The organism is Streptomyces sp. NPDC085927 (assembly GCF_044540975.1).
GTDB lineage: Bacteria > Actinomycetota > Actinomycetes > Streptomycetales > Streptomycetaceae > Streptomyces > Streptomyces hirsutus.
This window is the reverse complement of the sequence record NZ_JBITSN010000002.1, coordinates 296352-319375: the sequence shown is the minus strand read 5'-3', so window position 1 is coordinate 319375 and position 23024 is coordinate 296352. Positions and strand designations below refer to the sequence as shown.

Sequence of the window (23024 nt, the reverse complement as noted above, 5' to 3'; positions counted from 1 at the left end):
CAGCACCCGCACCACCCCCCCCCATACCGAAAGCGGCGGCCCCCAGATCCCCGGGACCGCCGCTTTCGCCATGCGCGGCGGAGCCCTGTGACGGACCGGCCGCGCAGGAACCTACTTCCGGGCCGGTTCCTCCGGTGCGGGGGCAGGGCCCGGCAGCTTCGCTCCCGGGGTCCCGGGGCCTGACGCGGTGTCGGTGGCGGTGGCGGCCACCGCCGTCCGGGCACGCGGCCCCTGGAGAAGGTACGTCAGACCGAAACCGGCCACGACGACGAGGGCTCCGCCCACCGCGTCCAGCACCCAGTGGTTGCCGGTGGCGACGATCGCGGCGACGGTGAACAGGGGGTGGAGCAGACCGAGCGCCTTCATCCACATCCTGGGCGCGATGATCGCGATGGCCAGGCCGCACCACAGGGACCAGCCGAAGTGCAGGGACGGCATCGCCGCGTACTGGTTGGTGAGGGCGGTGAGGGTGCCGTAGTCCGGCTTGGAGAAGTCCTGCACGCCGTGCACGGTGTCGATGATCCCCAGGTTCGGCATCAGGCGCGGCGGGGCCAGCGGGTAGAGCCAGAAGCCGACCAGGGCCAGCAGCGTGGTGAAGCCGAGGCTCGCCCGCGCCCACCGGTAGTCGACGGGGCGCCGCCAGTACAGCAGCCCGAGGACCGTGAGCGGGACGGCGAAGTGGAACGACGTGTAGTAGAAGTCGAAGAAGTTCCGCAGCCAGCCGATCCCCACGACCGCGTGGTTGACCGCGTACTCGATGTCCATGTGGAGCAGGCGCTCGAGGTCGAGGATCTGGTGGGCGTGCTCCTCCGCGCGGGCCCGCCCCTCCGTGTTGCTGCCGCCGGTCGCCGCGAGCCGCACCTTGGAGTACGCGGCGTAGGTGACGCGGATCAGCAGCAGTTCCAGCAGCAGGTTGGGGCGGGTCACGACCCGGCGCAGGAACGGCAGCAGCGGGACATGCTCGAAGCGGGTGGGGACGGGTTCGGCGTACCGGGTCGGGACGGGCGTGCGGAAGTACGGCGAGGTACGCGACAGGAACGGGACCGCCGTGGCGGCGGCGAGGGCGGCGAGCAGGACGATGTTGTCGCGGACGGGGTGCAGGACCGGCAGGTTCGGCAGGATCATCGTGGCCGGCAGCGTCATCGCCAGGACGACGGCGACGGGCCACACCAGCCGGTCGGAGGCGCGTCTGCCGGCCACGCCGACGACGGTGAGCAGCACCCACAGCAGTTGGTGCTGCCACGCGGCCGGGGAGACGACGATGGCGGCGCAGCCGGTGATCGCGACGGCGAGCAGCAACTGGCCGTCGTGGGCGTAGCGCACCGCGCGGCGCAGGCCGAGGACGACGACGGCCGCGCCTATCAGCAGGAAGAGGCCGATCTCCAGGGGGCCCTCGGCTCCCAGGCGGAGGAGGGCGCCGTGCAGGGACTGGTTGGCGAGGTCGTCGGCCCGGCCGCCGAGTCCGGCGCCCGCCATGTGGTGCACCCAGTAGGTGTGCGAGTCCTGGGGCATCGCGGCCCAGGCGAGCGCGGTGCCCGTGGCGAAGGTGATGCCGGACGCGGCGGCGGCCCGGCGGCGGCCGGTGAACCAGAGCAGGGGGGCGAAGAGCAGCAGGGCCGGCTGGAGGGCGGCGGCGACACCGATCAGGATGCCGCCGGCCCGCTGTCCGCGGGCGACGAAGCAGCCCAGCAGGACGAGGAGGACCGGGATGATGCTGGTCTGCCCGAGCCACAGGGTGTTGCGCACCGGCAGGGACAGCATGAGCAGGCTGATCGCGACCGGCGCGGCCAGCAGCGCGGTGCGGCGGCCGACCGGCCGGGGCAGGGCGCGGGCGGCGATCAGGCCGAGCGCGACGACCAGCAGCAGCGTGCCGAAGGTCCAGCCCCAGCCGAGCGCCTGTTCAGCCGACCGGGTGAGGGGTTTGAGGACGAGTCCGCCGAACGGCGTACCGGTGAAGCGGGTCGATTCGTAGAGCGAGCCGCTCACCTGCAGCACGCCGTCGTGTCCGAACCAGGTCTCGAGGTCCGTGAGCCGCTCCCCGCGCGGGGTGGTCAGGACGGCCGCGACCTGGCGTACGGCGAGGACGGCGGCGAGCAGCCACAGTCCGAGCCGCACCGTGTGCAGGCGTGATCCGATGTCACCGACCGCCGCGGCGTGGAAAGCCTCCGCCGGTCGCCCCCTGTGTTCCGCGTTTGCCACGCCTCGTCGGCCTCCCACCCCATTGATCCCACGCGCCCCGCGCGTGAGGGTCCCTCCGCGAACCCTATGAGGCTCGCGCCGCCCCCGGAAGAGACGCAGGCAACCCCCGGTTCACCTGACGTCCGTCCCGCTTTGGTCCGGCTTTGGCCGGATGGCGGTGGTCGGAGGGGGCGGGGCGCCCGCCGGGACGTGGGAGGGGTCACACGGGAGACCCGGGCGCGGGGCGCCCGGCGCCTCCTGGAGCGGGCCCGGAGTTCACCCGCGCGGGACGGCGGGCTGGGCGGCCGGCGTCGAGGGGGACGACGGTTCCGCCCCGGCACGGGTGCCGGAGTGGGCCGGCGGGCCCTGGCGGCAGCGGCTTTCCGCCTCACACCTCGTGGTAGAAACCCACGTTGACGCTGCGCGGGGCCGAGCGGTCCAGGACGACGATCTCGCCGTTGCCGCCCCGGGGCAGCGCGACGCTGCCGCCGTAGGCGACCGGGTGGACCTGGTCGCCGATGGTCAGCCGGACCTCGGAGGACGGCTCGGGGAGCGAACCGCGCAGCCAGCTCAGGTACCAGGTGCCGTCCTGGGCGCACTGGAACTCCAGGTGGACCCTGGACACGAACAGCCAGTCGTCCGGCGTGGAGAGCCGGCACACCGACCTGTCCCGGCCCACCCGCAGCACGGCGCCCGGCTCGGACGGCGCGTCGGCCATGAGCATGCCGGCCGTGGCCCCCGATTCCGCCGACGACACGGTGGCCATGGTGAGTTCGAGCACGGGCGCTCCTCCTGAGACGTTCTGGCGGACCGGCGGCGCCGGCCCGACGGCGGCCGGAACGGCCTGGTGCGGCGGCCGGAACGGCTCGCTGTCGCCGCATGATAAAACGCCCGGCTCCCTCCCGTCCGGCCGTCCGGCGGGCACAAGGGCCTCATGACCGAGCGAAAGCCGCCGGGCATCGATTTCGAGGTGGGGGTCCCCCCGCTCGAACGGAGTGGAGAGTGGGGGAGGGTGGACCGGCAGATCCGTGACGCCGAGGCGCGCGAGGACTTCGCGCGGCTGCCGGGAGCGGGCAGACCCCTACCGCGCGACATGGAGGCCCCCTACGACGAGATGTGGTGGGTCGAGCGGAAGCCGGCCCGCGAGGGCTACTCGGTGCTGCCGCCGACGCCGGCCCTGCGCAAGGAGGCCGAGGACGCCCTGGAGGCGGCCTACGCGGCCCCCTCGGAGCGGATCGTCCGGAGGATCCTCACGGAGATCAACGTCAAGATCCGCGACTTGATGTACAAGCCGCCGCCCGGCCCCCCCCCCGCTGGGCAAAAAGCCGTACGACGTCGAGGACGTCGTACGGCAGTGGCGGGAGCGCCGGGCGGGGGCGGACGGCCCGGCGCCCGGGGATGCCTGACGGCGGCCCCGGGCGCGGAGCCGGTCAGGCGCGCAGGAGCCGTTCCGCCAGTTCGCGGTAGTCCCGCAGGGCCAGGCGCAGTTGCTCGGTGCCGGTCTCGGCGGCGTTCGGGCCCTCGCCGACGTCCTCGGTCTGCCAGGACCGGCGCAGGGCACGGCGTCGCTCGGCCACCGCGTCCGTGAAGCGGGCCGCGATGTCCTCCAGCACGCGGTCGGCCTCCGCGACGGAGTCCCGCGGGGTGTCCACGAAACCGGCCACGGCGTGCTGCAGTTGCGCGGAGAGCTTGTCGCCGTCGTCGAGCGGGAGCAGACGGGGTCCGTGCGCCTCCTCGAGGGCATGGTTGCCACCGTGGCGGTCGCGGCGCCCGTCCAGGGACGTGTGCGTGTCCGGCGTGCCGCCGGTGCCCTCGTGCCGGTCCGGGGCGCCGGCCCGGGCACCCTCCTCGTAGGTGTCACGGCGGGGGTCGCCGGGGTCGCCGTGCAGGTCCTGGCGGGCACCGTCGTGGATGCCGTCGTGGATGCCGCCGTGGACGCCGTCACGGGTCCCGGGGACGGACGTGCGGGTGGTGGTGCGGGGCGTCTCGGTCAGCGGTTCGCCGCCGGGGCGCCGGGTCGTGTCGGTCATCTCGTTCAGCTCTCCTTCGCCTGTCGCCGGTGGAGCAGTGAGGGCGTGTGGGAACGGCCGTGTTCGGCGGTCCGCACGCGGTGGCCGTCCGGCTCGCCGCGGTGGTCTCCGCCGTCGTGGCGGGACGGTCGTATCAGGTCGTCGAAGAGGGCGCGGGCCTCGACCATGGCCTCGCGCATCTCCTCGGTGCCGGCGCCGCCTTCGTGTCCGCCGTTCACGCGGGCCTGCGTGACCCGGTGCACCCGGCGGTAGCCGTCGACGTGGTGGGCGTGGTGCACGGACAGCGCGGCGAGCTGCTCCTCGTACTGTCCGCCGTCGGGGTAGCCCCGGGCGGCGGCGAGGTCGGCGAGCAGCCGGTCCGCCTCGGCGACGGCCTCCCGCGGCGAGTCGACGAACCGCTCCTGCGCGGCCGTCCAGCCCGCCTCGTACCTCTCCCGTTCGGCGGTCTCCAGCGGTCGTGTCCGCAGGTCGCCGTGGAGCTTCACACGCTGGGCCAGTTCACGTTCGGCGGCCTCTGCGTCCCCGTCGTGCCGGGCGACGACCCGGTCGTACTCGGGTCCGAAGCGCCGCTTCAGGTGCGCGCCGTGGCGTGGGCCGCGGGCGCGCAGGGTCAGTACGGCCGCCGCGACGACAACGACCGCCACGATCACGATCAAGGCAATGATCAGGCCAGTGGACATGGATGCCTTCCGGTTCGTCGGCCAACCGGCGCTCCTCGCGCGCCGGTTCTCCGTTCGGGTTGCCCGAAGTCCCGCCCGCAAACAGAGTTGCGGGTCCGGGGGCAGACAGACGCAGAATGCGGACATGACGTGGACCGTCCATCCCGAACCTCCCGACTCCCCCGTCGCCGCCGCGCTCTGGCGGGCGTACTACACGGAGGTCAGCGACCGCTGGTACCTGCTGCACGAGGGACGCCGGACCGATCCGGAAGAGCTGGAGCGGGAGATCGCCGCGGAGTCGGGCGCCGATCTCGTGCCGCCGCGCGGGCATCTGCTGGTCGCGCGGTACGGGGACGAGGCGGCGGGCAGTGCGGGGGTCCGCCTGCTGGACGGTACGACCGCCGAACTCACCCGGGTCTTCCTGCACCCGGGGATGCGGGGCAGGGGCGGGGCGGCGCTCCTGGTGCGCGCCGCCGAGGACGCGGCCCGCGCGTCGGGGGCCGCCCGGCTGATCCTGGACACACGCGGCGATCTGGTGGAGGCCCGCGCCCTGTACGCGCGGCTCGGCTTCACCGAGACGGAACCGCACAACAGCGAACCGACCGCCGAGCACTGGTTCGCCAAACGGCTCGGCTGAACCCCCGTGCGGGCTCAGCCGACCTGTGTACCCGGTCGCCCGCCGCGCGCGTCCCCCGGACGCCCGCCGCCGGCGTGCGGGCGTTCCCCGCGCGATCCGCCCAGTTCCCCCGACAGTTCGTGCACCAGGTGCACCAGATCGGTGGGCCGGTCCGGCCCCCACCAGTCGCCGAGCAGCTCGGCCAGGGACTCCTCCCGGGCCCGCGCCAGCCGCTCGACGGCCTCGAACCCGTCGTCGGTCAGGACGAGGCCGAGGCCCTCGCGCCGGGCGAGGTGCCGCACCTCGGCCTGGCGGGCGGCCTCCATGACGACATCGAGCGGGACGGTACTGCGCTCGGCGAGCAGGGCCGGTTCCACCGAGCCGTGCCTCCTGATCCGCAGCAGCAGCCAGCTCGTCGCGGGCAGCAGGTCGTAGCCCGCGCGGGTGGTGGTCTTCCGGTAGATGTCACGCCGGCCCTCGCGGGTGCCGAGCAGGGACAGCGCGCGGCACACCTCGTCGTACGACGACCGTTCCACCGGGTTGCTGGCCAGCGTCTCGGTGCCGTCGGGCGCGGTGACCGAGGTGCGCAGCTTGTCCTCCTTGAGGAACCAGGCGAGGACGAACCCGAGGAGGACGACGGGAACCGCGTACAGGAAGACGTCGGTGATGGCGGAGGCGTACGCGTGGACGGCCTCCGGGCGCAGGGCGGCGGGCAGGTTCTGGATGCCGCGCGGGTCGGCCTCCAGCGCGTCGGCGGAGACGCCGGGCGGGAGCCGGGCACCGCGGAAGGCGGCGGCGAGCTTGTCGCCGAGGCCGTTCGTGAAGATCATGCCGAAGACGGCGACGCCGAAGGAGGCGCCGATGGAGCGGAAGAAGGTCGCGCCGGAGGTGGCGACGCCCAGGTCCCGGTAGGAGACGGCGTTCTGCACGATCAGTACCAGGACCTGGATCACCAGGCCGAGCCCCAGGCCGAAGACGAAGAAGAAGGCGCTCATCACGAGGGTGGTGCTGTTCTCGTCGAGCTGGTGGAGCAGCAGCAGGCCGATGATGATGAGGCCGGTGCCCGTGATCGGGAACACCTTCCAGCGGCCGGTACGGCTGACGATCTGTCCCGAGGCGGTCGAGGCCAGCAGCGTTCCGGCCACCATCGGCAGCATGTGCACACCGGACATCGTCGGGCTGGCGCCTTGGACCACTTGGAGGAACGTCGGCAGGTAGACGCTCGTGCCGAACATGGCGAAGCCGACGATGAAGCTGATCACGGCGGTGAGCGTGAAGGTGCGGATCCGGAACAGCCCCAGCGGCAGCACCGGTTCGACGGCCCGGCGTTCCACGGCAACGAACGCGACGGCGAGGACGGCGCCCAGCACCGCGAGGCCGATGATCTGCGGCGAGCCCCAGGCCCAGGTGGTGCCGCCGAGGGAGGCGACCAGGACCAGGCAGGTCGCGACGGAGGCGATGAGGAAGGTGCCGAGGTAGTCGATGACGTGCCGGGTCGACCTGCGCGGGATGTGCAGCACCGTCGCGATGACGGCGAGGGCGACGATCCCGAGGGGCAGGTTGATGTAGAACACCCATCGCCAGCTCAGGTGCTCCGTGAACAGTCCGCCCAGCAGCGGTCCGAGGACGCTCGTCGTGCCGAAGACCGCGCCGAACATGCCCTGGTACTTGCCCCGTTCACGGGGCGGCACGAGGTCGCCGACGATCGCCATGGACAGCACGATCAGTCCTCCGCCGCCCAGTCCCTGGAGCGCGCGGAAACCGATCAGCTGGGCCATGTCCTGCGCCACGCCGCACAGCGCGGACCCCACCAGGAAGATGACGATGGCGGTCTGGAACAGCCGCTTGCGGCCGTACTGGTCGCCGAGCTTGCCCCACAGCGGGGTCACGGCGGTCGAGGCCAGCAGATACGCGGTGACCACCCAGGACAGATGCTCCAGACCGCCCAGTTCACTGACGATGGTGGGCAGCGCGGTGGCCACGATGGTCTGGTCGAGTGCGGCGAGCAACAGGCCGAGGAGCAGTGCGCTCATCGAGACGATGACGTTGCGGGGCACCTGCTCACCCTCACCGCCCGGCCCGGCGCCGGGGGCCGGCGGTCCGGAACCGGCGCCGGGCGAGGGCCGCGCGCTGCCCGCCCTCTTTGCCCTGCCGTGCGCGTCCCCGGACATGGCCACCTCCACAGGTTCTCGTCTCCACGCTCCATCGTGATCGGTGTGACCGGTTATGGCCTGTCGAGTCCCTCCGGAAGACCGCATTCCGGGGGCGTGTGCGTCGGCGTGTGGAGAAGATCTGCATAATCTCTGGAGATCGCGAGGGGAGGGAGTACACGTGGACGATTCGACGGGCACCCCGTGCCCGGCATGCGGTGCGCCCAGGAACAGGGACAACACCCCTTCCTGCGCCTGCACTCTGCGCGCGTCCGACGCCCTCCGCGACGCCCGTACGGCGCAGGCGGCGGAGGCCGAGGACTTCACCCCGCTCCGCATCCGTCCGTACGTCGAACTCGACGACGGCACGACGGCCGCACCGGGTACGCCGAACAGTGGTGGTACGCCGGGCGGCGACCGCGCACCGGAGCCGGAAGCCGGACGAGGAGCCGGCCGGGTCGGACAGACCGGCCAGGCAGGCCAGGCAGGTCAGGCAGGTCAGGCAGGTCAGGCAGGTCAGGCAGGTCAGGCAGGTCAGGCAGGTCAGGCAGGTCAGGCAGGTCAGGCAGGTCGGCCCGGACAAGAGGCGGAAGAGTCCCCCGCCCCGCCCGGCACGGACCGGCAGGACGCGCCGGCGGCTCACGACGGGCTCGCGGCGCGGAACGAGCGGACTCCCCGGGACGGGCGGACGACGCCCGGCGCACCGCAGCCGGCCGACGCGACCATGCAACTGCGCGCCATCACCCCGGACGCGCCCGCCGCGCCCGGGACCCCGGACACTCCCGTCGCCTCCGGGATCCCAGGGGCCTTCGAGGACCCGGACGCGACGTCCGTGCTCCCCTCGGCCACTCCGGTGACGGCCTCTCAGCCCCCGCCCCTCGCCGCGCCCCTCGCGCCGCCCACCACGGAGCCGAGCGCCACCGACCTGAACCTGTTCGACTCCACCCGTCCGCTCGGGGCGGTGTCCGCCGCGGCAGGGCCGCACGCGGGCCCGGCCCCGGACGCCGGCGAACCCGCGCCCTCCGGTGGCCGTCGCCGTCGCACCACGCTGCTCGTGGCCGCCGGAGCCGTCGTGGCGGTGATCGGGGCCGCCGGATGGGCGAGCGGGCTGTTCGCCTACGAGACGCCGTCGCGGGACGGCGCACTGCCGAAGGACGTACGGGCGAGCGTGCCGGACGCGCCGTCCGACGCGCCCTCGGCGGCACCGGCCACGAGCGTGTCCGGCTCACCGGAGGCGTCCGCCCCGGCGTCGGCCTCGGCTCCGCCGTCCGGGAGCGCGAGCCCGTCGGCGTCGCCGTCGGCCTCGGAGTCGGAGGCGGAGCCGGGCGCTTCGGCGACCCCGTCGGCCGCGGCGGAGCCCTCCGCGGCCCCGACGACCACGGCCCCGGCCGACGCCCCCGAGGAGGCGGAGGAGCTGGACGACGGCGCCACCGCCGGTCCCACGCTGAGGCGCGGCGACCAGGGACCGGAGGTCGCCGACCTCCAGCAGCGCCTGAGCAGGGTGTACCTGTACAACGACTCGGTCCACGGCCGGTTCAACCGCCGCACGGAGGACGCCGTCCGCACCTACCAGTGGTCGCGGGGCCTCCGCGGCGACGAGCTGGGCGTGTACGGACCGGAGACCCGGGCCCGCCTGGAGGCGGAGACCGGCAACCGCTGAGGCGACGGAACGTGCCGCACCGGCCTCACCGCCGCGCGGCGGCAGGCAGGCGACGTCAGCCCGTGTGCCCGGCGTCCGTGATGTGCAGCAGGATCGTCCCGTCCGCGCCGCGCTCCACCCGTACCCGGGTCAGGTCGCGTACGACCACGTCCGGGTCGTGGAACCCGGCGCGCGGGCCGATGCCGACGACGCGCATGCCGGCCGCGCGCCCCGCGGCGATGCCCGCCCCTGAGTCCTCGAAGACCACGCAGTCGGCCGGTGCGACGCCCAGTTCCGCCGCGCCCTTGAGGAAGCCCTCGGGGTCGGGCTTGCTCGCGCCGACCGACTCGGCGGTCACCCGCACCTCGGGCCGTTCCAGCCCCGCGGCGGCCATCCGCGCCGTGGACAGGGCGACGTCGGCGGAGGTCACCAGGGCGTGCGGGAGGCCGGCGAGCGAGGCGAGGAACGCGCGGGCGCCCGGTATCTCGACGACGCCCTCGGTGTCCGAGGTCTCCTCGGCGAGCATGCGTGCGTTGTCGGCGTGGTTCTGCTCCATCGGCCGGTCCGGCAGCAGCAGCGCCATCGAGGCGTAGCCCTGGCGGCCGTGCACGACCTTCATGACCTCGTCGCCGTCGAGCCCGTTCCGCTCGGCCCAGCGCCGCCAGACACGCTCGACCGAGGCGTCCGAGTTGACGAGGGTGCCGTCCATGTCCAGCAGGAGGGCGCGGGCGGTGAGTACGGCGGTGGCCGTCATCGGCAGCTCCAAAGCGCGGGGCGGGCCCGGGAGGGGCCCCGGTGCGGTTCCCGGGGAGGGGGAACAAGGCGGCCCCGCCCGCCGGTCAGGGGAAACGGGCGGGAGCCACTTTGTTCATCCACGATACAAAACAAGTCCGGCATCCCGCCAGCTCCTCCGCCGACCGTTCACGGATCGTTGGCCGCGCCGTCGCCCCCGCAGCCGCCGGCGGAACCGGCCGACCGGCCGGCCACCCCGCCCGGCCCGCCCTCCCCGGTCCACCCGCCGGCCCGGCCCGCCCCGCTCAGCCGGTCACCGCCTCCCACAGGCTCCACACCCCGAGCCCCAGCATCAGCAGCGCCGCGATCCGGGTGATCAGCTTGAGCGGCACCCGCTTCATCAGGGCCTTTCCGCCGACGATGCCGAGCCCGGCCACCGCCCACAGCGCCAGCACCGCACCCAGGCCGACGGAGAGCGGGTCGTCGTAACGGGCGGCGAGGTTGGCCGTCATGATCTGGGTGAGATCGCCGAACTCGGCGACCAGGATGAGCATGAAGCCCGCCCCGGACACCTTCCAGAAGGACTGGTTCTCCGGCTTGCGGATCTCCTCGTCGTCCTCGTCCTTCTTGAACAGCAGCATCGCCGCGCCGCCCAGGAAGAGCACGCCCGTGATCGCGTGCACGAGCTGCTGCGGCAGCAGGGTGAGCACGCTGCCCGCCGCCACCGCGAGCGCGACATGCACGGCGAAGGCGGCGGCGACACCGGCGAAGACGTAGGAGGCCCGGTAGCGGGTGCCGAGGACGAGGCCGGCGAGCGCGGTCTTGTCCGGCAGCTCGGCGAGGAAGACGACGCCGAACACGACGGCCGTCACGGTCAGGTTGATCAAGGTTCCTCGATCGGTCGGGGCTGCCCCGCCGAGAGTCTGCGCGTGTCCACGGGACGCCTCGGCACGGCAGCGCACATGGCACCCGTGCCGAGGGGCACGGGCGTGCACTGCTTGCCGAAGGTCTCGCCGGCCGACCCCTGTACGGGGCCTGCCTCCGGGCGCCGGCTCAGACGAGCTGAGCAGTATGTCGACGGTCCGGCGAAGGGCTACTCCCCCTCTGCGCCACCCATCGTACGCGAGGCCGGTCCGAACACCCGCCCGAGCGCTCGCCGGGCAGCCGTACGCACCTCTCCGCGCACGTCTCCGCCCGCCCCTCCGCGCACCCGCGCCCCGTCCGCGGGGGCGGGGATCCCGCAAAAACGTCACGCCCGCACGACATCCGCACCACATCGGCACCGCCGCACATCTAGACGCGCCATGCACACGTCATTAACTTCTCACCGAACCCACCCCTCCCCGTAACACCCCGGGGCGAGCATTCCCCTTGCTCGCACTCCAACGGCCCCACCCCACAAGGGAGTTCGCATGCCGAAGTTCTACGCGCGTCGACGTCTGGGCACAGTCGCGGCGCTCACCGCGCTCATAGCCTCCGCCGGGATACTCAACGGCCCGAGCGCCTCCGCAGCCCTCCCCACCCCGGTGAGCGCCTCCACCGCCCGCACCTACCTCGCCTCGCTCAGCGTGTCCGCCGAGAACCGCACCGGCTACAACCGCGACCTCTTCCCCCACTGGAGCACCGTCAGCGGCACCTGCAACACCCGCGAGACGGTCCTCAAGCGCGACGGCACGAACGTCGTCACCGACTCCGCCTGCGCCTCCACCAGCGGCAGTTGGTACTCCCCGTACGACGGCGCCACCTGGTCCGCCGCCTCCGACGTCGACATCGACCACCTCGTCCCGCTCGCCGAGGCCTGGGACTCCGGCGCCGGCTCCTGGACCACGTCCCGGCGCCAGTCCTTCGCCAACGACCTGACCCGCCCGCAGCTGCTCGCGGTCACCGACAACGTCAACCAGTCCAAGGGCGACAAGGACCCCGCCGAGTGGATGCCGTCCCGCACGGCCTACCGCTGCACCTACGTCCGTGCCTGGGTGCAGGTGAAGTACTACTACGGCCTGTCGGTCGACTCGGCCGAGAAGTCCTCCCTGCAGGGCCACCTCGCGAGCTGCTGACCGCGCGGTACACCGCAACGGGCCCAAGATCCCCCGCTCTCCTCCGTCGTTCCGTACCGTACGGGGCGACGGAGGAAGGGGGCACCACCATGACCGGACTGCGCCTCGGGCCGCTGCTGAGGTACATCGACGATTCGTCCGCGACCGTCTGGATCGAGACGAGCCGGCCGGGCACCGCCGAGGTGCGCTGCCCCGACGGGTCCGGCGGGACGGCCCGCACCTTCCAGGTCGCGGGGCACCACTACGCGCTCGTCGAGGTGACCGGTCTGTCCCCGGGCACGACGACGCCCTACGAGGTGTTCCTCGACCGCACCCGCGTGTGGCCGCCGGCCGAGGACGAGGCCTTCGCGTCGCTGCCGCCCTCCGTCATCGCCACTCCCGGCACGGGAGCCGACGCCGGTGTGCGGGTCGCCTTCGGCTCCTGTCGCTGGGCTTCCCCGCCGGCCGGTGAGCCCGATCCCGTCGGCCCCGACGCACTGCACGGCCTGGCCGCGCGCATCGCCGCCGATCCGGGCGGCGAGCGGCCCGACGTGCTGCTCCTCCTGGGCGACCAGGTGTACGCGGACGAGGTCTCCGACCCCACGCGCGCCTATCTCGCCGCCCGCCGCGACCTCGGGGACCCGCCGGGCGACCAGGTGGCGGACTACGAGGAGTACACCCACCTCTACTACGAGTCCTGGCTCGACCCGCTGGTGCGCTGGCTGCTGTCGACCGTCCCCACGTGCATGGTCTTCGACGACCACGACGTGATCGACGACTGGAACACCTCCGCCTCCTGGGTCGCCGACATGCGGGCCACGTCCTGGTGGGGCGAGCGGGTGCGCAGCGGGCTGATGTCGTACTGGGTGTACCAGCATCTCGGCAACCTCTCCCCGCGCGAACTGGAGGCCGACCCGCTGTACGCGTCCGTGCGGGAACGCCCCGACGGGACGGACGTGTTGCGGGCCTTCGCCGCGGAGGCCGAGGCGGACGCGGCCTCGGTGCGCTGGAGTTACCGGCGCGACTTCGGCCGGGTGCGGCTGCTGATGGTGGACACCCGGGCGGCCCGGGTCCTGGCGGAGGGCGAGCGCGCGATGCTCGACCCGGCCGAGGCGGCCTGGCTGCACGAACAGGCGCTGGACGAGCGCGGCGCGTACGACCACCTCCTCATCGGCACGTCCCTGCCCTGGCTGCTGCCGCATCTGGTGCACGACGTCGAGGAGTGGAGCTCCGTACTGGCCCGGGGCGACAAGGGGCCCCGCTGGGCGCGGTTCGGGGAGTGGCTGCGCCGCGCGGCGGACCTGGAGCACTGGGCGGCCTTCCCGGAGTCCTTCGGGGAGCTGGCGGAGGTGATCGCCGAGGCCGGTACGGGGCCGGACGCGCCGGCGACGGTGTGTGTTCTCTCCGGTGACGTCCATCACGCGTACGTGGCGGAACCGAGCTGGGGCGCGAAGGGGCGGGGACGCGGGTCCGGGGACGGACGGGGACGGGTGCGGGAGCCGGAGGCCCGGGTGGTGCAGCTGACCTGTTCCCCCGTGCACAACTCCATTCCCCTGTCGATCCGGCTCGGGTTCCGCTTCGGCTGGAGCACCGTCGCCCGCGGCCTCGGCCGGATCTTCGCCCGGCACGGGCGCTCGGGGCGGCCGCCGGTCAAGTGGCGCAGGACCGGCGGGCCTTGGTTCGGCAACCAGCTCATGACGCTGACGATGCGCGGGCGCTCGTCGGTGCTGCGGCTGGAGCACGCGCACACGGCGGAGCGCCCGGCACCGGGGACGGGCGCGGGGCAGCCGGGCCCGGGACCGGAGGTGCGGCTGAGAAGGGTGACGGAGACCGAACTGAGCGGGTGACGTACGGGGGGAACCCAAGGCGACACGGACGCACGGCGTCGTACGCACGAACTCTTCGTGACCTTTCCGTCACCTGTCCGGCGTACTCTCAGTGACTGTCAACGGTCGTTCCCGCCGCTCTCCGCGCTACCGCGGCACGGTCCGGCCGACGGGGGAGCCACGGGGAGTTCGGGTGGAGAGTTTCGGGTCGCTGATCGGCAGCCCATGGGTGTACGCGGTGGTGGCCCTCTCGGTCCTGCTTGACGTGTTCCTGCCGGTGCTGCCGAGCGGGGTCCTCGTGATCGCGGCGGCCACGGCCGCCGCCGCGGGCACCGCGACCGACGTGCCCGACATCCTGGTCCTGACGCTCTGCGCCGCCACCGCCTCCGTCCTGGGCGACCTGGTCGCCTACCGTCTCGCCTGGCGCGGCGGCGACCGTCTGGACCGGGCGATCGCCCGGTCCCGCCGCCTGACCGGCGCGCAGGAACGTCTCGGCGCCGCGCTGGCCCGTGGCGGCGGCGGTCTGGTCGTCCTCGCCCGTTTCGCCCCGGCCGGCCGCTCGCTGGTCTCGCTCGGCGCGGGCGCCGCCCGCCGCCGGGCCCGCGACTTCCTGCCCTGGTCGGCGCTGGCCGGCCTGTCCTGGGCCGCCTACAGCGTGGCCCTCGGCTACCTCGGCGCCCACTGGCTGGGCGCGACCTGGATCGCCACCGCGGTGTCGGTCGGCGCGCTGTTCGCGGCGGGCGCGGGGGCGGCGTACCTGATGCGCAGGCAGCCGATACCGGTGGAGGCGTCGTAACGGGACAACGGGGGCCCGCACCGCCCCTCTTCACCCGCTCCGTCGTTCACCTCGCCCGTCCCGCCCGTCCCGTCTCCCCGCCTCCTCGTCTTCTCGTCCGTCCCGCCTGCCGCTACCCCGCCTGCCGCGCCGCGGCCGTGCTCGTGCCGGCGCCGCGCACCTCCAGGCCCTCCAGCAGGCCGGCCGTGGCCTCGGCGATCGCGTCCACGGCCCGGTCGAAGACCTCGCGGTTGTGGGCGGCCGGTGCCCGGAAGCCGGACACCTTCCTCACGTACTGCAGGGCGGCGGCCCGGATCTCGTCTTCGGTGGCCTCCTCGGGCAACGCGGGCGGACGCAGGGTCTTGATACTCCGGCACATGCCCTCAGTCTCGCCCCGGAGCGCCCCTGACGGCCATACCGGACGACCACGTACCCGGACTCACCCGACCGGATGAACCGGACGAGGAGACCCCCGAGTTGACTCGCTCCCCAAAATCGAACATGCGTATGATTGGCGCGTGGCTGCGACCTATGACTTCCCGAGTGACCTCCTCGCCGGTCAGGAGGAGTTGCGTCAGGTCCAGGCCGAACTGTCGGTCCTGCTGAAGCGGCTTCCCTGGTCGGTGGAACCGCTCGACGGGTTCAGCGACGACACCGGCTGGCGCCTGGTCGAGCGCCCCGCCTCCCCCGGCTGGACGGACGACGAGCAGGCCGAGGTGGAGAAGCTCCGGCGCCGGGAGCACGAACTGGTGGTGTTCGTCAGCACCCATCGGTACTGGGCGGAGCTGACCGGCGCCGACCGCGTCCACGCCCGCTCCCGGCTGAAGCACGCGCACGAGGCACCGCCGTCGCCGGGCGGGACGGAGCCGTCCCCGTAGGGACACTCCCGGTACGGACGGCACCACGAACAGCACCGTGAACGGAACAGGGCCCTCCGGAGCTGCTCCGGAGGGCCCTGTTCCCGCGAGACCACGGGATCGCGATGTGGTGGGCGCGGACGGTTTCGAACCGCCGACATCCTGCTTGTAAGGCAGGCGCTCTACCCCTGAGCTACGCACCCGGGGCCCGGGCGCACCGCCCGGGCCGGTCGACAGCCTACATGGCCAGGGGATGGGTCCCGGCTCCCGGGTCCTTCCGCATCCGTCCGGGCGGGGCTCCTTCCGGGTCCCCTCCGGGTTCTTCCCTCATTCCGTCCGGGGGGTAACCCCACCTTGGTTCCGGTAGTGGCCCGGATCCCCCGGCGGGGCCCGTTTCCGTACGGTCGTAGAGCGCCGGAAAGCGCGACCGTCCGTCCCAGGGGGAGACCGTCATGACCCGCACGACCCGCACGTCCAGCACCACCGGCACGACCCGCGCCGCCCGCGCCACCGCCGGCTCCTCCCGTGGCGTGCGCCTGCGCGCGGTCGCCCTCGGCGGGGCCGCCGTGGTGCTGGCCGGCGGGCTGACGGCCTGCGGGGCGTCCGCCGCGGACGACACCGCCCCCGACCGCCGTTCCTTCGACCTGCCGGGCAGCATCCTCACCGTCGACTCCGACGACTCCGCACTCGAGATCGTCGCCGTGGACCGCACGCCGTCGGGGAAGGTCGAGGTCACCCGGTGGTTCCAGGGCACCGTCGCCCTCGGCACGGACCCGAAGGCCACCTGGTCGCTGGAGGGCGACCGGCTGAAGCTGCGGATCAAGTGTTCCGGCATCGTCGCCGACTGCTCCGTCAAGCACCGGGTCGAGGTGCCCCGCGGGATCGCCGTGAAGGTCGAGGAGGGCGACGGCAGTGTGCGCGCCCGGGGCTTCCGCGACGCGCTGAACATCCGTACCGGGGACGGCTCCGTACACGTCACCGACACCACCGGCCCCCTGAACCTGCGGACCGGCGACGGATCGGTGCGGGCCGAGGTCGCGTCCCGCACGGTGCGCGCCCGGACCGGCGACGGCTCGATCCGCCTGGAACTGAGCGCCGTACCCGACCTGGTGGAGTCCCGCAGCGGCGACGGTTCCGCCACCGTCGAGCTCCCCCGGGCCACCTACCGGGTGACGTCCGGGACCGGGGACGGCGCCGAGAAGGTGTCGGTGTCCCGCGACGACACCAGCTCCCATGTGGTGGACGTCCGCACCGGCGACGGGAGTCTCACGGTCCGTACGGCGGACTGACCGACCCGTGTGTTCGTCCTCCACCGGTGGGACAATGGCCATCGGGAAGGGCGAACGACAGTACGGGAGAGGGATGTGACGGCGATACCAGAGCAGCCGTACTCGCCGTCGAGACCACGCGTGGGCCGCACGCGTAGTCTTCTGTCCGGGGGTCCGGTCTCCCGGGGCCCCGTCTCCCGGGGCCCCGTCCCCCTGGGCCGGGTCGCCGGTCCGCTCCGTGACGCGCTCGCGCTGACGGCCCTGCCGCTGGTGGCGGCGCTGGCCCTGCCCGCCGCGTTCGCCGGCGGCGGCACCCGGCGCTGGTTCGGCGGGCGGGCCGAGAACCAGCGGGCCGAGGCACAGGCCGCCAAGGACGCGGCGGCGGCCGCGTTCTACGAGCTGGACACCGCCCAGCGGGACCTGCGGATCTCCATCGAGACGATCGCCGCCGTCGACAGCTCCCCCGCCGCCCGTCGCACCGTCGCCGACTTCGAGGCGCTCGGCCGCCGGATCGACGAGGCCAGCCACACGTACATCGAGGCCGTCGACGCCCATGATCTCGACCGCGACGACCTGGAGGCATCCGCCGCCTCCCGGGCCCGTACCGAACTGACCGCCGCCAAGGGTGAGCTGGACCGGGTCAAGCGGGAACTGGACCGCTTCACCGACGGGCTCGGCCCTCTCCTCGGCAAGGCCGAGACCCAGCTGGCCCGGCTCGCCCCCGCCGTCGAGCGGGCCCGTCAGGCACTGCTCGCCGCGTCGAACGCGCTGGACGCCGCCCGTGCGGCGGGGCTGCGGGCCGATGACCTCGCCGCCCGGCTCGCCGCGCTCTCCCCGGAGCTGACCAAGCTGAACCAGGGCGCCGGACAGCACGGCGTGCCGCAGACCCTGGAACGGGCCGAACGGGTCATCCGCCAGGCCGAGGCCATCCGCGCGGAGGCCGACCGGCTGCCGGAACAGGCCGCCGAGACCGGCCGCCGGCTGGTCTCCCTGCGCACCCGCGCGCAGGCCCTCACCACCCGTTCCGAACAGGTGGAACCGGCGCTCAGCGAGCTGCGCCGGCGCTTCAGCGCCGCCTGCTGGCAGGACCTCCAGGGCGTTCCCGACGTGGCCGTGGAGAACGTGCGGCAGGCCGAGAGCAAACTCGCCGAGGCGAGCGCCGCACGCGACGAGCAGCGCTGGGCGGACGCCACCGCTCTGCTGTCGACCGTACGGGCGCTGCTGAACACGACCGACGAGGCCGTGTCCGCCGCCGGAGACCGGCTGCGGCAGCTGAACGCCGTGCAGAAGGACCCGGAACAGGAGATCGAGCGCACCCGCTTCGCCATCCGGGACGCCCAGCGCCTGGCCATGGCCGGCCGCCACACCCCGGACCCGCGCCACGCGCACCCGCTGGACAGCGCCGTGGCCCGGCTGGAGCGGGCCGTCGCCGGGCTGGAGGGCCGCCACCCCGACTACTGGCACTTCCTGACGGAGACGGAAGCGGTCCGCCAGTCGGTGGCGCGGGTGGTGGCCCTGATCCGCGAGGACCGGGGCGGCTCGGCCGGCTGACCGGTACGGACCCGGCCGTCTTCCCCCTCCCCCGCCACGACCCGCGACCCGCGAACCTCGGCCGGCGGCCACCACCACGGGCCACGACCGCCGTCCGCCGGTTAGCCTGTGCGCATGCCTCGCTACGAGTACCGCTGCCGGACCTGCGGCGACACCTTCGAACTGAGCCGTCCCATGGCCGAATCCGCTGCCCCGGCCGCCTGCCCCGCAGGACACGACGACACCGTGAAACTCCTGTCCACGGTCGCCGTGGGCGGTGCCGCCCAGGCACCGGCCGCCGCTCCCCGCGCGGGCGGCGGAGGCGGTGGCGGCGGCTGCTGCGGCGGAGGCTGCTGCGGCTGACGGCCCGCGCCCCGGCCCCCGGGCGCCGGGGCGCGACCGCGGGGCCGCCGGGGATCTTCCTCAGGTTCTCTTCAGCTACGGCTTTGTACGGTTGCCTGCATGACAGCCATCGCAGCGCACACCGTGTCCGTCGCAGCGGGCGGGGAAGCCGGACCCCAGTGGGTCAACGACCTCATGGACACCCTGGGTGCGCCGGGAGCGGGACTCGCCATCGCGCTGGAGAACCTCTTTCCGCCGCTGCCGAGCGAGGTGATCCTGCCGATGGCCGGGTTCGCCGCGAGCGGCGGGCGGATGAGCCTGCTCGCCGTGCTGCTGTGGACGACGGCCGGTTCGGTGATCGGCGCGCTCGCGCTGTACGGCGTGGGTGCGCTGCTCGGCCGGGAGCGGACGGTGGCGATCGCGGGGCGGCTGCCGCTGGTGAAGGTCTCGGACATCGAGAAGACCGAGGCGTGGTTCCTGCGGCACGGGACCAAGGCGGTGTTCTTCGGCCGGATGATCCCGATCTTCCGCTCGCTGATCTCGGTGCCGGCCGGTGTGGAGCGCATGCGGCTGTCCGTGTTCCTCGGCCTGACCACCCTGGGCAGTGCCATCTGGAACACCGTCTTCGTGCTCGCGGGCTACGTGCTGGGCGAGAACTGGCAGCAGGTCACGACCGTCGTGTCGGGCTACTCGAAGGTGGTCCTCGGCCTGGCCGCGCTGGCGGTGCTCGCGTTCTTCGTCCTGCGGATGCTGCGGCCGGGTGCCGGCCGCAGGCGGCGCGACCGGCAGTCGGGCACGGAAGAGGTACGGCCCTCGGACTCCCCCGAGGAGGACGACCCCGCCGGCCGGTACGACCTGGCCGGCCGGGGACGCCACGGCTGACCCCGCTCACCGTTCCCCGGCGGCCTCACCGAGGCCGCCGTCCTACCCGAAGCGCCTCGCAGGAGCCGCCCCACCGGGGCCGCCTCACCGGGGCGGGCGCGCCGCCCTCAGGAACTCCCGCAGGATCTCCTCCCCCGCCACGACCCCGCGCTCGGGGAGCGCGGTGACCCCGGGGGCCGTCCAGTCGGCGTCGGCCAGTTCGCCGTGGCCGGGGCGCCAGCTCCGGTCGGCGGCGAGCAGCAGGTCGGCGTCGAGGAGCGAGTCGCCGGCGGCGAGGGTGAGGTCGGCGCCGGTGCGGCGGGCGACCTCGCGCATGGCCGCGCTCTTGGTGAGCGGCTTGGGTACGGCGTAGATCTTGCGGCCCTGCAGGGAGACCGTCCAGCCGCGGTTCTCCGCCCAGACGGCGAGTTCCTTCACCCATTCCTCGGGCAGCAGTTCGCGCTCGACGACGAGGTAGGCGAAGAGGTCCTCGGCGACGCGGTGCTTGCGCGTCCAGGCCGGGTCGGCGGTCCGCTCCAGGTGGCCGCGCACCTCGGAGAGCGGGGCGCACTCGGCGGCGAGGCGGTCGGTCACCCGGGCGTGCCAGTCGGGGTCGGACTCGCCGTCGACCAGGAGGTGGCCGCCGTTGGCGCAGATCGCGTACGCCGGTGCGGGGCCGGGGAGACTGATGCGCCGGTACTGCTCGCGGGTGCGGGTGGTGGTCGGTACGAACACGGCGGCGTCGCCGAGTTCGGTGAGGAGCCGGGCCGCCGTCTCCGTCAGGTAGGACAGCGGGCGGCTCTCGTAGACCTCCACGCACAGCAGGCGCGGGGCCTCGGCGTCGGGCACGCTCAGGGCGAGGGCGTTGGCGGAGTAGATGAGGGTGCGGTCGAGGTCGCTGGCGACGAGGACGGTCATCAGGCCGTCACCGCCTTGCCGTCGGCGCCGGTCGCGCCGCGCGTGTACCGGGGGTGGATCAGACCGACGCAGGTGTACGGCAGTTCGGCGACCTCCTCGACGGGGACGCCCCGCTGGTCGGCCAGCAGCCTTACGTGGTCGAGGTCGTGGCCGGCTCCGGCGCGCGCGAGGATCTTCCACGGCACCCGGCGCAGCAGGACGCGGGTGGTCTCGCCGACGCCGGGCTTGACGAGGTTCACGTCGTGGATCCCGTACTCCTCACTGATGCGTTCGACCGCGGCCCAGCCCTCCCAGGTGGGGGTGCGGTCGGCGGCGAGCAGTTCCTTGGCCTGGGCGCAGGCGGCGTCCGTGACCTCGGGGAAGCGGGCGGAGACGGCGTCCAGGAAGGCCACCGAGGCGTCCGCGCCGGCGAGTTCGCGGTAGAACTTGGCGCCGTGGAAGTCGTCCGGACCGACCAGGTCGGCGCGGAGCACGGTGCGCGAAACGAGGCCGGAGACGGTCGAGTTGAGGCAGGCGGACGGGATCAGGTAGTCCTCGCGGGTGCCGTACGTCCGCACGCAGGAGCCGGGGTCGGCCAGCACCGCGATCTCCGGGTCGAAGCCGGTGACGCCGTGGGCCTTCTCGAACTCCTGGACAGCCTGGGCGAGTTCGCGGGTGATGGCGCCCTTGCCGGTCCAGCCGTCGACGAAGACGACGTCCCGGGGGTCGTGGTGGGCGGCCAGCCAGCGCAGCGCGTTGGCGTCGATGCCCCGGCCGCGGACGATGGAGACGGCGTAGTGCGGGAGGTCGAGCCGGTGGCGGTACTGGGCCCAGCGGCGCATCAGGATGCCGACGGGGGTGCCGGCCCGGGCCAGGGAGACGAGCACCGGGCGCGGGGACCTCTCGGCGAGCACGGTCTCGGTGACCACGCCGACCGCGTGGGCGAGGCGGGCCGCCGAGGTGTGCAGGGCCGCGCGGAACAGCTCCTGGTAGTCCACGCTCGGCTGGTACTCGACGGGCAGTGACTCGGCGTAGTGCGCGCCGCCGCTCTGGATGGCCTCCTCGCGCTCCTCGGTCGGCGCCTCCAGGGTGACGTCGGAGAGGTCCTGGAGCAGCCAGCCGACGTCCTCGGGCGCGTACGAGGAGAAGGCGGGGCCGCGGAGGGGCTCGGGCAGCATGGGGGCGGGCCTTTCGGGGGCGGCAGGGAAAGCCGGGGCGTCCGGTCCGGCCGGCACCTCGTCGGAGGGGGCGGGTACGTACGACGGTACGACCGCGAGGAGGACCTGCGGGGTGTGGGCGGCGAGTTCGGTCAGCAGCCCGCCGGGCGCGTGCAGCGCGGGGGTGTCGGCGGCCGAGTCGACGACGGCCACGACGGTGTCGAAGCCCGCGCCGGCGACGTTGTAGGCGTAGCGCTCGCCGGGGCCATCGGCGGGGTCGTCGTGGGCGGGGAAGGCCAGCCGGGTGCGTATCGCGTAGCCGGGGTCGTCCACGGCGAGGACGGGCGAGCGGGTGGTGGTCGAGAAGCGGACCTCGAAACCGGCCTCCTGTGCGGCCGGTGCCTGCTCCAGTCTCTGTTCCAGTGCGTGGGCGAGGCGGAGCGGGGCGTACATCAGTTCCTCGAAGCCGAGGACGAGGACGCGGCGGGCGCCGTCGGGCAGCGCGTCGGCGATCCGGCGGGCCATGGCGGGCAGGGCGTCGTCCAGGCGGGCGCGGTGCGCGGGCGTGAACCCGTGCCGCCCGCCGTCGGGCAGCCCGTCCGGCCAGCCCAGCCCGACGCGCGCGACCCGGCCGGTCCGCGCCTCCGTCCCGGCCGCCGTCCGCGCCGCCGCCTCCGTCTCCGCCTCCTGCCGGGCCACGAGCTCCCGGCCCTTCTCCAGCACGCCCTCCGGGAGCCGTACCGTGCCCGAGAGGGTCGTCACCAGGTCGACACGGGCGCCGATCCCGCGGGCGAAGTCGTCCAGCCGGCCGGTGTCGGCGGGCGAGCGCATGTCGACCAGGGCGACCACCACGTACCGCCGCCGGGGGTGGCGTGCGTGCAGGTCGCGGATGGTGTTCAGGATCGTGTTGCCGGTGGAGAACTCGTCGTCGACCAGGACCAGTGGCCCGTCCCCGGCCAGCAGCCCGGGGTCCTCGGGGAGCAGCAGGTGCGAGGTGGCGTGCGAGTGGGACTCCTCGAAGCCGCCCGCCGTGGCGACCCCGGGGACCGGTCGGCGGGTGGAGTGCAGGCAGGGGGCGACGCCCAGGCCGTCGGCGACCGAGTGGCCGAGGCCGGTGGCGGTCTCGGCGTACCCGAGGACCACCGCCCGGTGCGCCTGCTCGCCGAGCAGTTCGCGGACCCGGCGGCCCAGGGCGACGCCGTGGCCGTACACGACGGCGGGCGACTGCGGTACGTGCTTGCCCAGGACGTGGGACACCAGCAGGTGCGCCCGCTTGGGGTTGCGGCGCAGCGCCAGCCCGAGCAGCCCGGTCAGCCGGTCGTCGCCCGCCAGCTCGACGCCCAGCCGCTCGGCGACCCAGCTCCCGGACCAGACGTCCCCGGCGGGTGCGTCCCCGGCCGGTACGTCCCCGCCGGCCGGCGATCCGTCGCGCGCCTCGCGGCGCACTCCCTCGTTCACTGCCTTCTCCATG

Annotated in this window: 20 protein-coding genes, 1 tRNA gene and 1 pseudogene; 11 read left to right on the top strand and 11 right to left on the bottom strand. The window is 73.8% G+C overall.

Translation table 11 applies throughout. The features are described 5' to 3' along the window. Nucleotides 1-111 precede the first annotated feature (111 nt). Both ACIF80_RS06390 and ACIF80_RS06385 read right to left on the bottom strand, forming a co-directional pair. The gene (locus ACIF80_RS06390) at nt 112-2199 is read right to left on the bottom strand and encodes a phosphatase PAP2 family protein (RefSeq protein WP_399800090.1); all 2088 of its coding nucleotides are present in this window, start codon (nt 2197-2199) and stop codon (nt 112-114) included. Between the two features lie 367 nt (nt 2200-2566). After that, the gene (locus tag ACIF80_RS06385) at nt 2567-2959 is read right to left on the bottom strand and encodes an FHA domain-containing protein (protein ID WP_399800087.1); all 393 of its coding nucleotides are present in this window, start codon (nt 2957-2959) and stop codon (nt 2567-2569) included. A gap of 153 nt (nt 2960-3112) precedes the next feature. On the opposite strand from ACIF80_RS06385, the pseudogene ACIF80_RS06380 reads away from it, so the two are divergent. After that, nucleotides 3113-3584: pseudogene (locus ACIF80_RS06380) on the top strand (DUF1992 domain-containing protein). A 24-nt stretch (nt 3585-3608) separates the two neighbouring features. On the opposite strand, the gene ACIF80_RS06375 reads toward ACIF80_RS06380, so the two are convergent. Beyond that, nucleotides 3609-4208, bottom strand: coding sequence for a hypothetical protein (locus tag ACIF80_RS06375; protein ID WP_399800085.1), 600 nt, complete (start codon nt 4206-4208; stop codon nt 3609-3611). Nucleotides 4209-4213: 5 nt separating this feature from the next. Then, nucleotides 4214-4888 (bottom strand): hypothetical protein, encoded by a 675-nt coding sequence (locus ACIF80_RS06370; protein ID WP_399800083.1) that lies wholly within the window; start codon nt 4886-4888, stop codon nt 4214-4216. Between the two features lie 124 nt (nt 4889-5012). On the opposite strand from ACIF80_RS06370, the gene ACIF80_RS06365 reads away from it, so the two are divergent. Continuing rightward, the gene (locus ACIF80_RS06365; protein ID WP_399800080.1) at nt 5013-5504 is read left to right on the top strand and encodes a GNAT family N-acetyltransferase; all 492 of its coding nucleotides are present in this window, start codon (nt 5013-5015) and stop codon (nt 5502-5504) included. A gap of 14 nt (nt 5505-5518) precedes the next feature. Here ACIF80_RS06365 and ACIF80_RS06360 read toward each other — a convergent pair whose 3' ends face one another. After that, entirely contained in the window at nt 5519-7654 is a 2136-nt protein-coding gene (locus ACIF80_RS06360) for a DHA2 family efflux MFS transporter permease subunit (protein WP_399800077.1), read from the bottom strand. Between the two features lie 703 nt (nt 7655-8357). Between ACIF80_RS06360 and ACIF80_RS06355 the strand changes: the two genes are divergently transcribed. Next, entirely contained in the window at nt 8358-9293 is a 936-nt protein-coding gene (locus ACIF80_RS06355) for a peptidoglycan-binding protein (protein ID WP_399800075.1), read from the top strand. 55 nt (nt 9294-9348) lie between these two features. Here the strand turns inward: ACIF80_RS06355 and ACIF80_RS06350 are convergent, their stop codons facing one another. Together ACIF80_RS06350 and ACIF80_RS06345 are read right to left on the bottom strand one after the other, a co-directional pair. Beyond that, nucleotides 9349-10026 (bottom strand): HAD-IA family hydrolase, encoded by a 678-nt coding sequence (locus tag ACIF80_RS06350; RefSeq protein WP_399800073.1) that lies wholly within the window; start codon nt 10024-10026, stop codon nt 9349-9351. A 283-nt stretch (nt 10027-10309) separates the two neighbouring features. Beyond that, nucleotides 10310-10891, bottom strand: coding sequence for a TMEM165/GDT1 family protein (locus ACIF80_RS06345; protein WP_399800070.1), 582 nt, complete (start codon nt 10889-10891; stop codon nt 10310-10312). Between the two features lie 525 nt (nt 10892-11416). Here ACIF80_RS06345 and ACIF80_RS06340 point away from each other — a divergent pair. The 3 genes from ACIF80_RS06340 to ACIF80_RS06330 all read left to right on the top strand — a co-directional run bounded on the left by ACIF80_RS06340 (nt 11417) and on the right by ACIF80_RS06330 (nt 14662). Next, nucleotides 11417-12061 carry an HNH endonuclease family protein gene (locus ACIF80_RS06340; protein WP_399800067.1) on the top strand — a complete coding sequence of 215 codons (645 nt, stop codon included), beginning with the start codon at nt 11417-11419 and terminating at the stop codon, nt 12059-12061. An 89-nt stretch (nt 12062-12150) separates the two neighbouring features. Then, nucleotides 12151-13887: an alkaline phosphatase D family protein gene (locus ACIF80_RS06335; RefSeq protein ID WP_399800064.1), complete on the top strand. Its 1737-nt coding sequence runs from the start codon at nt 12151-12153 to the stop codon at nt 13885-13887. Between the two features lie 172 nt (nt 13888-14059). After that, nucleotides 14060-14662, top strand: coding sequence for a DedA family protein (locus tag ACIF80_RS06330; protein ID WP_399800061.1), 603 nt, complete (start codon nt 14060-14062; stop codon nt 14660-14662). A gap of 112 nt (nt 14663-14774) precedes the next feature. Here ACIF80_RS06330 and ACIF80_RS06325 read toward each other — a convergent pair whose 3' ends face one another. After that, the gene (locus tag ACIF80_RS06325) at nt 14775-15020 is read right to left on the bottom strand and encodes a DUF2277 domain-containing protein (RefSeq protein WP_399800059.1); all 246 of its coding nucleotides are present in this window, start codon (nt 15018-15020) and stop codon (nt 14775-14777) included. 139 nt (nt 15021-15159) lie between these two features. Between ACIF80_RS06325 and ACIF80_RS06320 the strand changes: the two genes are divergently transcribed. After that, nucleotides 15160-15519: a hypothetical protein gene (locus ACIF80_RS06320; protein WP_399800056.1), complete on the top strand. Its 360-nt coding sequence runs from the start codon at nt 15160-15162 to the stop codon at nt 15517-15519. A gap of 107 nt (nt 15520-15626) precedes the next feature. Here ACIF80_RS06320 and ACIF80_RS06315 read toward each other — a convergent pair. Next, nucleotides 15627-15701 (bottom strand) — tRNA-Val (locus ACIF80_RS06315). Between the two features lie 249 nt (nt 15702-15950). Here ACIF80_RS06315 and ACIF80_RS06310 point away from each other — a divergent pair. From ACIF80_RS06310 to ACIF80_RS06295, 4 genes are all read left to right on the top strand, one after another. Further along, a complete protein-coding gene (locus ACIF80_RS06310) occupies nt 15951-16787 on the top strand; it encodes a DUF4097 family beta strand repeat-containing protein (protein ID WP_399800054.1) in 837 nt (278 codons plus the stop codon). A gap of 75 nt (nt 16788-16862) precedes the next feature. Next, the gene (locus ACIF80_RS06305) at nt 16863-18317 is read left to right on the top strand and encodes a hypothetical protein (protein ID WP_399800051.1); all 1455 of its coding nucleotides are present in this window, start codon (nt 16863-16865) and stop codon (nt 18315-18317) included. 114 nt (nt 18318-18431) lie between these two features. Continuing rightward, the gene (locus tag ACIF80_RS06300) at nt 18432-18659 is read left to right on the top strand and encodes a zinc ribbon domain-containing protein (RefSeq protein ID WP_079130690.1); all 228 of its coding nucleotides are present in this window, start codon (nt 18432-18434) and stop codon (nt 18657-18659) included. 99 nt (nt 18660-18758) lie between these two features. Continuing rightward, on the top strand, nt 18759-19520 hold the full coding sequence (locus tag ACIF80_RS06295) for a DedA family protein (protein WP_399800048.1): 762 nt from the start codon (nt 18759-18761) through the stop codon (nt 19518-19520). Nucleotides 19521-19604: 84 nt separating this feature from the next. Here ACIF80_RS06295 and ACIF80_RS06290 read toward each other — a convergent pair whose 3' ends face one another. Continuing rightward, nucleotides 19605-20417, bottom strand: a complete 813-nt coding sequence (locus tag ACIF80_RS06290) for an HAD family hydrolase (protein ID WP_399800046.1) — start codon at nt 20415-20417, stop codon at nt 19605-19607. Continuing rightward, the gene (locus tag ACIF80_RS06285; protein ID WP_399800043.1) at nt 20417-23023 is read right to left on the bottom strand and encodes a phosphoribosyltransferase; all 2607 of its coding nucleotides are present in this window, start codon (nt 23021-23023) and stop codon (nt 20417-20419) included. Before ACIF80_RS06285 ends, ACIF80_RS06290 begins: the two co-directional genes overlap by 1 nt. Between the last annotated feature and the right edge of the window lies 1 nt (nt 23024).

Excerpts from the sequence above, each read along its gene's own strand:
- ACIF80_RS06340 (WP_399800067.1), top strand. The coding sequence starts at position 11,417 with ATGCCGAAGTTCTACGCGCGTCGACGTCTGGGCACAGTCGCGGCGCTC.
- ACIF80_RS06370 (WP_399800083.1), bottom strand. The coding sequence starts at position 4,888 with ATGTCCACTGGCCTGATCATTGCCTTGATCGTGATCGTGGCGGTCGTT.
- ACIF80_RS06350 (WP_399800073.1), bottom strand. The coding sequence starts at position 10,026 with ATGACGGCCACCGCCGTACTCACCGCCCGCGCCCTCCTGCTGGACATG.
- ACIF80_RS06335 (WP_399800064.1), top strand. The coding sequence starts at position 12,151 with ATGACCGGACTGCGCCTCGGGCCGCTGCTGAGGTACATCGACGATTCG.
- ACIF80_RS06285 (WP_399800043.1), bottom strand. The coding sequence starts at position 23,023 with ATGGAGAAGGCAGTGAACGAGGGAGTGCGCCGCGAGGCGCGCGACGGA.
- ACIF80_RS06290 (WP_399800046.1), bottom strand. The coding sequence starts at position 20,417 with ATGACCGTCCTCGTCGCCAGCGACCTCGACCGCACCCTCATCTACTCC.
- ACIF80_RS06360 (WP_399800077.1), bottom strand. The coding sequence starts at position 7,654 with ATGTCCGGGGACGCGCACGGCAGGGCAAAGAGGGCGGGCAGCGCGCGG.
- ACIF80_RS06355 (WP_399800075.1), top strand. The coding sequence starts at position 8,358 with ATGCAACTGCGCGCCATCACCCCGGACGCGCCCGCCGCGCCCGGGACC.
- ACIF80_RS06300 (WP_079130690.1), top strand. The coding sequence starts at position 18,432 with ATGCCTCGCTACGAGTACCGCTGCCGGACCTGCGGCGACACCTTCGAA.
- ACIF80_RS06295 (WP_399800048.1), top strand. The coding sequence starts at position 18,759 with ATGACAGCCATCGCAGCGCACACCGTGTCCGTCGCAGCGGGCGGGGAA.
- ACIF80_RS06375 (WP_399800085.1), bottom strand. The coding sequence starts at position 4,208 with ATGACCGACACGACCCGGCGCCCCGGCGGCGAACCGCTGACCGAGACG.
- ACIF80_RS06310 (WP_399800054.1), top strand. The coding sequence starts at position 15,951 with ATGACCCGCACGACCCGCACGTCCAGCACCACCGGCACGACCCGCGCC.
- ACIF80_RS06325 (WP_399800059.1), bottom strand. The coding sequence starts at position 15,020 with ATGTGCCGGAGTATCAAGACCCTGCGTCCGCCCGCGTTGCCCGAGGAG.
- ACIF80_RS06365 (WP_399800080.1), top strand. The coding sequence starts at position 5,013 with ATGACGTGGACCGTCCATCCCGAACCTCCCGACTCCCCCGTCGCCGCC.